Annotated in this window: 7 protein-coding genes, 2 tRNA genes and 3 rRNA genes; 9 read left to right on the forward strand and 3 right to left on the reverse strand. The window is 52.8% G+C overall.

The window, feature by feature from the left end; all coding sequences use genetic code 11:
* Positions 1-11 precede the first annotated feature (11 nt).
* From DUD43_RS01280 to lipB, 3 genes are read left to right on the forward strand one after another with little or no spacing between them, the layout of a single operon-like run.
* On the forward strand, positions 12-884 hold the full coding sequence (locus tag DUD43_RS01280) for a D-amino acid aminotransferase (protein WP_153228819.1): 873 nt from the start codon (positions 12-14) through the stop codon (positions 882-884).
* A complete protein-coding gene (locus DUD43_RS01285) occupies positions 881-1,153 on the forward strand; it encodes a DUF493 family protein (RefSeq protein ID WP_153228820.1) in 273 nt (90 codons plus the stop codon). Before DUD43_RS01280 ends, DUD43_RS01285 begins: the two co-directional genes overlap by 4 nt.
* Before the next feature lie 17 nt (positions 1,154-1,170).
* Positions 1,171-1,833: a lipoyl(octanoyl) transferase LipB gene (gene lipB / locus DUD43_RS01290; RefSeq protein ID WP_153228821.1), complete on the forward strand. Its 663-nt coding sequence runs from the start codon at positions 1,171-1,173 to the stop codon at positions 1,831-1,833.
* An 84-nt stretch (positions 1,834-1,917) separates the two neighbouring features.
* Here lipB and DUD43_RS01295 read toward each other — a convergent pair whose 3' ends face one another.
* On the reverse strand, positions 1,918-2,709 hold the full coding sequence (locus DUD43_RS01295) for an enoyl-CoA hydratase (RefSeq protein ID WP_153228822.1): 792 nt from the start codon (positions 2,707-2,709) through the stop codon (positions 1,918-1,920).
* A gap of 199 nt (positions 2,710-2,908) precedes the next feature.
* Here DUD43_RS01295 and lipA point away from each other — a divergent pair, with 199 nt between their 5' ends.
* On the forward strand, positions 2,909-3,913 hold the full coding sequence (lipA, locus tag DUD43_RS01300; RefSeq protein WP_021447088.1) for a lipoyl synthase: 1,005 nt from the start codon (positions 2,909-2,911) through the stop codon (positions 3,911-3,913).
* Between the two features lie 200 nt (positions 3,914-4,113).
* On the opposite strand, the gene DUD43_RS01305 is transcribed toward lipA, so the two are convergent.
* Complete coding sequence (locus DUD43_RS01305; RefSeq protein ID WP_153228823.1) at positions 4,114-4,467, reverse strand: hypothetical protein; 354 nt, start codon at positions 4,465-4,467, stop codon at positions 4,114-4,116.
* A 30-nt stretch (positions 4,468-4,497) separates the two neighbouring features.
* Complete coding sequence (locus DUD43_RS01310; protein WP_228125863.1) at positions 4,498-5,292, reverse strand: uracil-DNA glycosylase; 795 nt, start codon at positions 5,290-5,292, stop codon at positions 4,498-4,500.
* A gap of 1,297 nt (positions 5,293-6,589) precedes the next feature.
* On the opposite strand from DUD43_RS01310, the gene DUD43_RS01320 reads away from it, so the two are divergent.
* The 5 genes from DUD43_RS01320 to rrf all read left to right on the forward strand — a co-directional run bounded on the left by DUD43_RS01320 (position 6,590) and on the right by rrf (position 11,936).
* Positions 6,590-8,126, forward strand: a 16S ribosomal RNA gene (locus DUD43_RS01320).
* A 93-nt stretch (positions 8,127-8,219) separates the two neighbouring features.
* Positions 8,220-8,296: transfer RNA gene (locus tag DUD43_RS01325), tRNA-Ile, on the forward strand.
* A gap of 11 nt (positions 8,297-8,307) precedes the next feature.
* Positions 8,308-8,383, forward strand: a tRNA-Ala gene (locus DUD43_RS01330).
* 377 nt (positions 8,384-8,760) lie between these two features.
* A 23S ribosomal RNA gene (locus DUD43_RS01335) occupies positions 8,761-11,644 on the forward strand.
* Positions 11,645-11,823: 179 nt separating this feature from the next.
* Positions 11,824-11,936, forward strand: a 5S ribosomal RNA gene (gene rrf / locus DUD43_RS01340).
* The 16S, 23S and 5S rRNA genes sit together here with 2 tRNA genes alongside, the layout of an rRNA operon.
* Positions 11,937-12,445 lie beyond the last annotated feature (509 nt).

The following is a 12,445-nucleotide window of genomic DNA, read 5'->3' on the forward strand; positions in this document are numbered from 1 at the left end:
AGGCTGAACCTATGATTGCAGGCATTGATCCCGACAGTATTGTTTATTTGAACGGCGATTTCGTGCGCTTGGGCGAAGCCAAGATCTCGGTACTGGATCGTGGCTTCATCTTTGGCGACGGCATCTACGATGTCGTGCCTGCTTATCACGGGAAACCTTTTCGTATCGATGGACACCTGGGGCGTCTGGAGCGCAGCCTGGCAAAAGTAGGCATCACCAACCCCTTTACCCGTCGTGAATGGGAAAAGCTGGTGCTGGATATGCTGGCCCGTTCGGGCCGTGGTGCCGATTGCATGGTCTACATTCAGGTGACCCGAGGCGTTGCCAAGCGCGAACATGCCTTCCCCAGCAATGTGGCGCCCAGCATCTTCATCATGGTCTCGCCCTTCAAGCGTGTGCAGCAAGAACGAGAAACGGGTTTGAAGGCGGTGGCCATTGAAGATGAACGCTGGCTACGTTGCGATATAAAATCCGTTTCCTTGCTGGGCAATGTGTTGGCCAAGCAGCAGGCAGTCGAAGCCGGTGTGGACGAGGTCATTCAGTTCAGAGATGGTTTTCTGACCGAAGGGGCCTCCTGCAATATCTGGATTGTGCGCGACGGCACCTTGCTGGCACCCATGCGCAACAATTTGATCCTGGAAGGGATTCGCTACAGTTTGATGGAAGAGCTGGCCGCCCAGGCGGGCATAGCTTTTCAGGCGCGTCAGATCTCTCGTGAAGAGGTCGACACTGCCGACGAAATTATGATGACGTCAGCTACCAAAGAGGTGCTGCCCATCGTTGTGTTTAACGGTCAGCCCGTCGGTGACGGACGACCCGGCCCTGTCTTTGCCAAATTACGTGAAGGCTATGACAAGGCCATCAAGGCTGCGGAGCAAGCATGACTATTTCCCCCGAAGAATCGTTGATCGAATACCCCAGTGACTTTCCTATCAAAGTCATGGGCCAGACCCACGACACCCTGCAAGACGAATTGCTGGCCATTGTGCTGGAACACGATCCAGGTTTTGACGCTGCCACGATTGAGGTGCGTCCCAGCAAGGCAGGCAACTACACGGGCCTGACCTTTACCGTGCGCGCTGTCTCGCGCGAGCAGCTGGATAACCTTTACCGTGCCCTGCATGCGCACCATCTGGTGCGTGTGGTGATGTAAGCAGGGATCAGGCGTTCATGTCCGACTCAGTTCGTATCAAGTGGTTTGAGCGGCCTAGCGCCTATGAACCCATCTGGCAGGCAATGCGCGACTTCACCGAGCAGCGCGGGCCAGAGACTCCTGATGAAATCTGGCTTGTCGAGCACACACCTGTCTACACTCAAGGACAGGCCGGCAAGCCGGAACATCTGCTTAATCCCGGTGGCATCCCCGTGGTGCAAACCGACAGGGGCGGGCAGATTACCTACCACGGCCCTGGGCAGTTGATGGTGTACTGCCTGTTTGATCTGCGCCGGGTAGGGTTATACGTCAAAGAATACGTGCGCCTGCTGGAAGAGGCGGTGATTGCCTGTCTGACGCATTTTGGCGTTGAGGGCGCTTGCTGCAAGCCGGGAGCGCCGGGCGTGTACGTGCCGCAAGGGGCGACAAACCAGGAGCTGGCCAAGATTTCCGCACTGGGTATCAAGATTCGCAATGGCCGCTCTTACCATGGCCTGGCCTTGAATATAGGCATGGATCTAAGCCCGTTTAGCGGCATCAATCCCTGTGGCTATGAAGGACTGCAAACGACGGACATGTGCTCGCAAGGCATTAACGTCTCTATGGACGAAGCCGCGCAGTATCTATGCACGTATTTAAGTCAAGCACTGGCCCAACGTAGCCAGCTTGTTAGCGCCTGAGTGGCTGGTCTGGGGATTTATTGAGCACCGCATAACGCGATGCCCAGTCTCAAATATCGTTATTGATCAGGACGACGCGCCGTTTTAGGTTCCGCTCCATTGCGGCGCGCGTTTTTCGATAAAGGCGTCAATGCCTTCGCAGGCATCATGGCTCATCATATTGTCAGCCATGACCTGGCCGGCGTAGTCGTAGGCTTGTTCAATAGCCAGGCTGCGCTGGCGGTAGAACATGGCCTTGCCTGCACGGACGGCAACCGGACTCTTGGCCATGATGCTGTCGGCCAGTTTCTGTACGGTTTGATCCAGCTGGTCTTCGGCTACGGCGTAATTGATCAGCCCCAACTCTTGAGCACGTTGGGCGCTGATGAATTCGCCCGTCATCAACATTTCCATGGCGGCTTTGGGCGGCACGCAGCGCGACAGCGCAACAGCGGGGGTGGAGCAGAACAGGCCAACGTTAATGCCTGAAACCGCAAAGCGAGTGGACTCGGTGGCTACAGCCATATCGCAGGTAGCAACCAGCTGACAGCCCGCTGCGGTGGCCAACCCTTGCACGCGAGCAATCACCGGCACGGGCAAGGCCAGCACACCTTGCATGACGCGACTGCAGCGGCTGAACAGATCCCGGTAGTAGTCGTGCTCGGGCTTGGAGCGCATCTGTTTCAGATCGTGCCCGGCACAAAAGGCCTTGCCTTCCGCCTGGATAATGACGCACTGCAAGCTGGGGTCCTGGGCCAGCTTGTCCAGAATGTGTTGTAAAGAGTCCAACACTTCTTCAGACAGCGCGTTGTACTTGGCGGGCCGGTTCAAGGTGATGCGGGCCAGTCCCTGATGCTGTTCCAGCAGGACGGGATCGGCGGGGTGCTCTTGTGACATGTAAGTCTCCGTACTTATAGTATGTGCAGGTTTTATTTTCGGGTGTTGCTGCATCGTTAAGTCGACCTCTATATTAGAGGGGTCTGGTACAAACTATCGCCCTTGTTCTAGGCGCTTGTAAAGCGAAGGGGCTACAATTGGCCACTGCGCCCATCGTTTAGTGATGCTGCCCGCACGCTGTTTTTCTATTTAGACGCCTATGACCACCCCTACAGATACGTCCGTCGATTCCAAACCTACTGTGCGCCCTCGCGTTGTCGAATACGACGCAACGCAAAAGCAGAAGGCCGAGGCCAAGACCTCGCGCATTCCTATTAAGGTCGTGCAGGCAGAGCGTTTGAAAAAGCCTGATTGGATTCGGGTGAAGGCGGCTGCACCGAACTCCCGTTTCTACGAGATCAAGGAAACACTGCGCGAGCACAAGCTGTTCTCGGTGTGTGAAGAAGCTTCCTGTCCCAATATCGGGGAGTGTTTTGGCAAGGGCACGGCCACCTTCATGATCATGGGTGACAAGTGCACACGTCGTTGCCCATTCTGTGATGTGGGCCACGGTCGTCCCGATCCGCTGGACGAGAACGAGCCCGCCAACCTGGCCAAAGCCATTGGTGCCATGAAGTTGTCCTACGTGGTGATTACCTCCGTAGACCGTGACGACTTGCGTGATGGTGGCGCTGCCCACTTTGTGGAATGTATTCGTCAGGTGCGTGAGCATTCGCCCACCACCACGATTGAAGTGCTGGTGCCGGACTTCCGCGCACGTCTGGACCGTGCCTTGGGCATTCTGAATGCCTGCCCTCCTGATGTGATGAACCACAACCTGGAAACGGTACCTCGCTTGTACAAGCAAGCGCGTCCCGGTTCGGATTACCACCACTCCTTGAAACTGCTGCAAGAGTTCAAGAAGCTGCATCCCAACATTCCAACCAAATCCGGTTTGATGGTTGGTCTGGGTGAAACCAACGAAGAGATTCTGGAAGTGATGCGCGATATGCGTGCTCACGATATTGATATGCTGACCATTGGCCAGTATCTGCAACCATCAGGCCACCACTTGCCCGTGATGCGTTACGTGACACCTGATGAGTTTCTGATGTTTGAACGCGAAGCCTATGCAATGGGCTTTACCCATGCCGCTGTTGGTGCCATGGTGCGTTCGTCCTATCACGCAGATCAGCAGGCACACGCTGCAGGCGTGCAACCTTAAGGATAAGAGAACGGGTCTTCGTAAGACTTGGCTTTTATGTGAAGAACCCGGCCTTGGCGCCGGTTTTTTTTTATGCCTGCCAGGATTTCAGGCGCTGTTGATTCACGCCCGTCTGTTTTGGCTTCAGGTTCCAGAGCGGGTGGAAAACCAAAGAGCCTTTAACGGCTCTTTGATCATGCCATCAATGGCAACTGGGTGGTTTACTTGGATGGTGGGCTTTTCACCGCATCATTCTGAGCCAGGGCCTTGGCAGACAGGCTCTCTATATAAGGTTCTAGCACTTCGTCGTAATCTTCGACGCCCAAATACCAGGCTGTCAGGCCTTTGCTGTCTTGCTTGAGATCAGTCCAGCAGAATAAAGAGCGGTCAAAAGAGTCCTTGATGGTCTCGTTCACAAACTTGAATAACTCGTCCAGCAAGGGCAGGCTGCTTGAGGGGACGGCAAATGGCGTTTCCCCCTGAAATTGCCAGGCGTATTGTTCGAGCAGTTCGTTCGACCAAAGAGCATGTTGTTCTTGAGAGCTTAATTCTGGATTGGCAGGGCTTAAAGGCATGGTTCTGGATCAGGTAAGGGTAACGGATGGTCAAGCGCCAGTGGCAAACCATTGTATGGGGGCGGCGCCTTGCCCTTTGAGCCACTCATTGGCTTGCTGGAAATGACCGCAACCAATAAAAGGCACAGGGGGGCGGCGCGCAGCCAAGGGGGAAGGGTGATTGGCCTTCAAAATCAGATAGGGCTGCTGGGAGTGCTGCTGAATCAAAGCCTCTTTGGCCTGGGCATGAGTACCCCACAACATATAAACAATAGGACGCGTACTTTGCTGAGCCAGATTCATCAGCAGGGAGTCAGTAATCTGCTCCCAGCCTTTCTTGGCGTGAGAGGCAGGCAAACCGTCTTCTACTGTTAGCGATGTATTCAATAGCAAGACACCTTGTCGGCCCCAGTTGCTCAGATCATGGCTGTTTGGCAAAGCGGTGTCGGGATATTCCAGCTCCAGCTCTTTAAAGATATTGCGCAGACTGGGTGGAGCCGGGCAGGTGTCAGGCACTGAAAATGACAGGCCCTGTGCCTGATTGGGACCGTGATAAGGATCCTGGCCCAGAATCACTACGCTGACTTTCTGCAATGGCAGCAGTTCCAGCGCGCGGAAAGGGGCGACCGGGTAAATAGAGGCACCATCCTGGCACTCCTTATCCAACCATTTGGCCAGAGTTGCCAATATGTCTTGCAGCTCCGGGCGATCCAAGGTTGCACGCCAGTCGCTGGGAAGGCGGGCAGCTTGAGTCAGGATGTTCTCGGTCAGGAGATTGCCGGAGAGTATTTCTTCACCAATCAGGCTGAGCTGTGCCGCAGGGGCTTGAGAAGATGAGCGGGCCATAGTCTGCATACAGAGTTATTTGTCCGCCTATTGTAATAGGGGAGAGGTCGCCTACCTATCTGCCTGGATGGGGTGTCTCTATATAGAGAGGGGCTTGTCGGTCAAAAGTAGGGCGATTGGTATTCCTCTATATATAAAGGCATGACTGGCTCTCTATATATAGAGTGTTGTAGACCAGGTTCTAGATTAGCGGCCCATGGTGATAGCCGAGTCTTTGTTCAGCCTTCCCCAGGATCGCAACTGCATTCTTATCTTATCTTGTCTGTCTGTCTGTCTGTCTGTCTGTCTGTCTGTCTGTCTGTCTGTCTGTCTGTCTGTCTGTGAAAACACTTTTGGGGCGGGAGTTCAGTGAGAAACAAGAGAATCGATGCTGAGCCGGGGAGGAAAAGCCCGGAATCGACCCGTTCTGCGATGGGGTATTCTGGCGTTTCACCTGCCAGTTCTGGTGTCCCTCCAGCTATGAACGAGATATGGCTATTTCGGTATCATTTGGTTTCATTTTGGATTTCTTATATATAACAATGAGCTAAGTTGAAAATCACTGTAAACCATCTCTTTTACATGAAATATTCAGGTAAAAAACTTGCCAAGTCGAAAATCATCGTGCTATAGTTCTTTTCTCGCTGCAGCACACACAGGGTTTTCCCTGAAGCGCGACAGAGAGTAGTTAGACAAGTTTCACCGCCTTGGCCAAGAGGCCCGCACCGAAGCTTGAATGACTGAGTCAGGTAACTGACACGGCGTAAAACCCGGAGCTTGACAAATCAGAAAATTCTGTGTTAAAGTTCTAGGTTCTGCTCCAGAGAACGCAACGTTAAGTTTTTAAGCGGTTTCGAAGGTTGAAACGGATTTGAAAATTTACCCTTGTTTGTGAAGTTGGATGGTTAGCCTCACGGTTGATTGTTCATCAGGTAGTTCGGAACGAAAGTTCTGGTTTAAGCGGGACGAGTTAGACAGTTTTAAAACTTTCTAACTTCTTCAAAAAAAACGCTTGACACACTGCCTGATCTGCTTCATAATCTCGTTTCTCTGCTGCTAACACAGCAAGGCACGAAGCGCCAAGCGCGACGAGCCAGCCGGGTTAGTCAGTAGAACGACAGGCAACTGTCATTGCTCTTTAACAATTAACAGCCGATAAGTGTGGGCGCTTGGAATGAGCGAGTCGAACCCTTCGGGGATCGCCACAAGTTTGTATCAAGTGCTCACAAACGAAAGATGAAGAATTACCTTGTGTAACTCTGAATTTTTCTTTGAGACACAATCGGTCTCGTCGCAAGACGGGACAACCACAGAGATTAAACTGAAGAGTTTGATCCTGGCTCAGATTGAACGCTAGCGGGATGCTTTACACATGCAAGTCGAACGGCAGCACGAGAGAGCTTGCTCTCTTGGTGGCGAGTGGCGGACGGGTGAGTAATATATCGGAACGTGCCCAGTAGCGGGGGATAACTACTCGAAAGAGTGGCTAATACCGCATACGCCCTACGGGGGAAAGGGGGGGATCGCAAGACCTCTCACTATTGGAGCGGCCGATATCGGATTAGCTAGTTGGTGGGGTAAAGGCTCACCAAGGCAACGATCCGTAGCTGGTTTGAGAGGACGACCAGCCACACTGGGACTGAGACACGGCCCAGACTCCTACGGGAGGCAGCAGTGGGGAATTTTGGACAATGGGGGAAACCCTGATCCAGCCATCCCGCGTGTATGATGAAGGCCTTCGGGTTGTAAAGTACTTTTGGCAGAGAAGAAAAGGTATCTCCTAATACGAGGTACTGCTGACGGTATCTGCAGAATAAGCACCGGCTAACTACGTGCCAGCAGCCGCGGTAATACGTAGGGTGCAAGCGTTAATCGGAATTACTGGGCGTAAAGCGTGTGTAGGCGGTTCGGAAAGAAAGATGTGAAATCCCAGGGCTCAACCTTGGAACTGCATTTTTAACTGCCGAGCTAGAGTATGTCAGAGGGGGGTAGAATTCCACGTGTAGCAGTGAAATGCGTAGATATGTGGAGGAATACCGATGGCGAAGGCAGCCCCCTGGGATAATACTGACGCTCAGACACGAAAGCGTGGGGAGCAAACAGGATTAGATACCCTGGTAGTCCACGCCCTAAACGATGTCAACTAGCTGTTGGGGCCGTTAGGCCTTAGTAGCGCAGCTAACGCGTGAAGTTGACCGCCTGGGGAGTACGGTCGCAAGATTAAAACTCAAAGGAATTGACGGGGACCCGCACAAGCGGTGGATGATGTGGATTAATTCGATGCAACGCGAAAAACCTTACCTACCCTTGACATGTCTGGAAAGCCGAAGAGATTTGGCCGTGCTCGCAAGAGAACCGGAACACAGGTGCTGCATGGCTGTCGTCAGCTCGTGTCGTGAGATGTTGGGTTAAGTCCCGCAACGAGCGCAACCCTTGTCATTAGTTGCTACGCAAGAGCACTCTAATGAGACTGCCGGTGACAAACCGGAGGAAGGTGGGGATGACGTCAAGTCCTCATGGCCCTTATGGGTAGGGCTTCACACGTCATACAATGGTCGGGACAGAGGGTCGCCAACCCGCGAGGGGGAGCCAATCTCAGAAACCCGATCGTAGTCCGGATCGCAGTCTGCAACTCGACTGCGTGAAGTCGGAATCGCTAGTAATCGCGGATCAGAATGTCGCGGTGAATACGTTCCCGGGTCTTGTACACACCGCCCGTCACACCATGGGAGTGGGTTTCACCAGAAGTAGGTAGCCTAACCGTAAGGAGGGCGCTTACCACGGTGGGATTCATGACTGGGGTGAAGTCGTAACAAGGTAGCCGTATCGGAAGGTGCGGCTGGATCACCTCCTTTTAGAGCGAATGGCTCGCAAAGCGAAAGCGTCCACACTTATTGGCTGTTAGTTAATGTCATGACCATTGAAGGTATCGCCCACTGGTGATAGATGGGTCAGTAGCTCAGTCGGTTAGAGCACCGTCTTGATAAGGCGGGGGTCGTTGGTTCGATTCCAACTTGACCCACCAACGATTACCTCGGGGGATTAGCTCAGCTGGGAGAGCACCTGCTTTGCAAGCAGGGGGTCGTCGGTTCGATCCCGTCATCCTCCACCACCGCTTTTGTGGTTGGTTGTCGATACAGCAAGGTTCATGACAGAGTATAGGGCACAGGACAACAGCGGTTGACCTGGCGCTAGATTCAACGAAGAGTGTTCTTTTTAAAGAATACTGCTCGTTGGGTTATGCAACCCACGAATTGCTCTTTAACAATTAGGAAGAAGCACAACGAAGGTGTGTTGTCTAATAAACGCAAAGCGAATTTCGCCTTGTGATGACAATACACGGGTTGTGATTGCAACAGAACAAATTATGTTCAACGAAAGTTCTCAAAAATATAGACGTTGTCTGATCTTCGGATTGGATGACAGCTAAGGATTGATGAACGGCAACAACGTATACTCATATTCCTATAACAGCATCAAGCGTTATAGGATCAAGCGAATAAGTGCATATGATGGATGCCTTGGCGATCACAGGCGATGAAGGACGCGGTAGCCTGCGAAAAGCTACGGGGAGCTGGCAAACAAGCTTTGATCCGTAGATGTCCGAATGGGGAAACCCACCGTAGTAATACGGTATCCCATGCTGAATACATAGGCATGTGGAGGCGAACCGAGTGAACTGAACCATCTCAGTAACTCGAGGAAAAGAAATCAACCGAGATTCCGGAAGTAGTGGCGAGCGAAACCGGACCAGCCTGGATGTTTTAGCGTATTGAATAGTCGAATGGAATGGAAAGTCCAGCCGTAGCAGGTGATAGCCCTGTAGGCGAAATTCAGTACGTGGAACTAAGCATCGAACAAGTAGGGCGGGACACGTGAAATCCTGTCTGAATATGGGGGGACCATCCTCCAAGGCTAAATACTCGTGATCGACCGATAGTGAACCAGTACCGTGAGGGAAAGGCGAAAAGAACCCCGGAAGGGGAGTGAAATAGATCCTGAAATCGTATGCATACAAACAGTAGGAGCACCTTCGTGGTGTGACTGCGTACCTTTTGTATAATGGGTCAGCGACTTACATTCAGTGGCAAGCTTAACCGAATAGGGGAGGCGTAGCGAAAGCGAGTCCGAATAGGGCGATTCAGTCGCTGGGTGTAGACCCGAAACCAGGCGATCTATCCATGGCCAGGTTGAAGGCACGGTAACACGTGCTGGAGGACCGAACCCACTAATGTTGAAAAATTAGGGGATGAGCTGTGGATCGGAGTGAAAGGCTAAACAAGCCTGGAGATAGCTGGTTCTCTCCGAAAACTATTTAGGTAGTGCCTCGTATATTACTGCCGGGGGTAGAGCACTGTTATGGCTAGGGGGTCACAGCGACTTACCAACCCATGGCAAACTCCGAATACCGGCAAGTACAGTACGGGAGACAGAGCACCGGGTGCTAACGTCCGGACTCAAGAGGGAAACAACCCAGACCGCCAGCTAAGGTCCCTAACTATGGCTAAGTGGGAAACGAAGTGGGAAGGCATAGACAGTCAGGAGGTTGGCTTAGAAGCAGCCATCCTTTAAAGAAAGCGTAATAGCTCACTGATCGAGTCGTCCTGCGCGGAAGATGTAACGGGGCTAAGCCATAGACCGAAGCTGCGGATGTGTACTTTAGTACACATGGTAGGAGAGCGTTCCGTAAGCCTGTGAAGGTGTTCCGTGAGGAATGCTGGAGGTATCGGAAGTGAGAATGCTGACATGAGTAGCGATAAAGGGGGTGAAAAGCCCCCTCGCCGTAAGTCCAAGGTTTCCTGCGCAACGTTCATCGGCGCAGGGTGAGTCGGCCCCTAAGGCGAGGCAGAGATGCGTAGCTGATGGGAAGCGGGTTAATATTCCCGCACCGTCGTAGAGTGCGATGGGGGGACGGATTGCAGAATGTTATCGGGGTGTTGGATGTCCCCGTTGGCGCATCATAGAAGGCACTTAGGCAAATCCGGGTGCGTAATTCAAGGGTGTGACTGGATAGAGCTTCGGCTCTAAACTAACTGGAAGCAGTTCCAAGAAAAGCCTCTAAGCTTCAGCTCTACGAGACCGTACCGCAAACCGACACAGGTGGACGGGATGAATATTCCAAGGCGCTTGAGAGAACTCAGGAGAAGGAACTCGGCAAATTAATACCGTAACTTCGGGAGAAGGTATGCCTCATTAGTGTGATGTGCCTGCGCACAAAGCATGAAGAGGCCGCAGTGAATCGGTGGCTGCGACTGTTTACTAAAAACACAGCACTCTGCAAACACGAAAGTGGACGTATAGGGTGTGACGCCTGCCCGGTGCCGGAAGGTTAAGTGATGGGGTGCAAGCTCTTGATCGAAGCCCCGGTAAACGGCGGCCGTAACTATAACGGTCCTAAGGTAGCGAAATTCCTTGTCGGGTAAGTTCCGACCTGCACGAATGGCGTAACGATGGCCACACTGTCTCCTCCTGAGACTCAGCGAAGTTGACATGGTTGTGATGATGCAATCTCCCCGCGGCTAGACGGAAAGACCCCATGAACCTTTACTGTAGCTTTGCATTGGATTGTGAACCGGCCTGTGTAGGATAGGTGGGAGACGTTGAAGCGTGGTCGCCAGATCGCGTGGAGTCATCCTTGAAATACCACCCTGGTCTGTTTGCGGTTCTAACCTAGGTCCCTTATCGGGATCGGGGACCGTGCATGGTGGGCAGTTTGACTGGGGCGGTCTCCTCCTAAAGTGTAACGGAGGAGTTCGAAGGTACGCTAGAGACGGTCGGAAATCGTCTTGATAGTGCAATGGCATAAGCGTGCTTGACTGTGAGACTGACAAGTCGAACAGGTACGAAAGTAGGACATAGTGATCCGGTGGTTCTGTATGGAAGGGCCATCGCTCAACGGATAAAAGGTACTCTGGGGATAACAGGCTGATACCGCCCAAGAGTTCATATCGACGGCGGTGTTTGGCACCTCGATGTCGGCTCATCTCATCCTGGGGCTGTAGCCGGTCCCAAGGGTATGGCTGTTCGCCATTTAAAGAGGTACGTGAGCTGGGTTTAAAACGTCGTGAGACAGTTTGGTCCCTATCTGCCGTGGGCGTTGGATATTTGACGGAGCCTGCTCCTAGTACGAGAGGACCGGAGTGGACGTACCACTGGTGTATCGGTTGTCATGCCAATGGCATTGCCGAGTAGCTACGTACGGAAGAGATAACCGCTGAAGGCATCTAAGCGGGAAACTCGTCTGAAGATTAGATATCCCGGAGGCTTGACCTCCCTGTAGGGTCGTCCGAGACCAGGACGTTGATAGGCTGGGTGTGGAAGTGCAGTAATGCATGTAGCTAACCAGTACTAATTGCCCGTGTGGCTTGATCCTATAACCCTTGAGGTTGTAGTGAGTTAAGTTGTTGACCACAGAACGTAATATTGAAGTGCAGCGCAACCCGCGCTCGACACCTTCGTAACCGCTGCTAGCTGATCCGTACTGATCGCTAGCGGTGTGCTTCTTCCAATTGGCTGGGGCGTCCCTTAAAGACGACTCGGCAACCAGTTACGCTTGACGACCATAGCGAGGTGGTCCCACACCTTCCCATCCCGAACAGGATTGTGAAACGCCTTTGCGCCGATGATAGTGGACGGACGTCTGTGAAAGTAGGTCATCGTCAAGCTCTTATTCCTCAAAACCCCCGCAAGCTATCCGCTTGCGGGGGTTTTGTTTTATGGGTCGCTAACACACAGGCGACAGGCAAGAGCAGATGCTCGTGATTGCCTGACCCGTGGATCACGCACTTTAGGCGCACCGCCACCCCCCCTGGCTTCTGGATTACCTCACCCGGTTTACACTACAGCCATCCCTCCTGGCCCGTTCTGGGCACCGCTTACCTTCCATTCTTTTTTTACTACGCCTATTGGCCCAAACCTATTGAGTTGGTTATTGCGTACGCTCCCTACACCATGGGATTGATGTTCAATCAGCCATTACTTCTATCTGCAGGGTGGGGGAGTCTTACTATGGGTGTGCCTAGCGTTAGCTGCTGATGTGCAGCTTGAGGCTGCTTCTTTTATTTATCTTGGCTCCGCCATACTTTAGACGCGGGTTGGCAGCTGGTTGCCACTAGGTGGTGCCAATGCAGGCTGGAACCTGCGGCTTCATCTAACCGGTGGTTCACTGGCTGTT

This window comes from Alcaligenes faecalis (assembly GCF_009497775.1).
GTDB classification, from domain to species: domain Bacteria; phylum Pseudomonadota; class Gammaproteobacteria; order Burkholderiales; family Burkholderiaceae_B; genus Alcaligenes; species Alcaligenes faecalis_D.

Coding starts and splice junctions, on each gene's coding strand:
- DUD43_RS01310 (WP_228125863.1), bottom strand. CDS start 5,292: ATGGCCCGCTCATCTTCTCAAGCCCCTGCGGCACAGCTCAGCCTGATT.
- DUD43_RS01305 (WP_153228823.1), bottom strand. CDS start 4,467: ATGCCTTTAAGCCCTGCCAATCCAGAATTAAGCTCTCAAGAACAACAT.
- lipA (WP_021447088.1), top strand. CDS start 2,909: ATGACCACCCCTACAGATACGTCCGTCGATTCCAAACCTACTGTGCGC.
- DUD43_RS01280 (WP_153228819.1), top strand. CDS start 12: ATGATTGCAGGCATTGATCCCGACAGTATTGTTTATTTGAACGGCGAT.
- lipB (WP_153228821.1), top strand. CDS start 1,171: ATGTCCGACTCAGTTCGTATCAAGTGGTTTGAGCGGCCTAGCGCCTAT.
- DUD43_RS01295 (WP_153228822.1), bottom strand. CDS start 2,709: ATGTCACAAGAGCACCCCGCCGATCCCGTCCTGCTGGAACAGCATCAG.
- DUD43_RS01285 (WP_153228820.1), top strand. CDS start 881: ATGACTATTTCCCCCGAAGAATCGTTGATCGAATACCCCAGTGACTTT.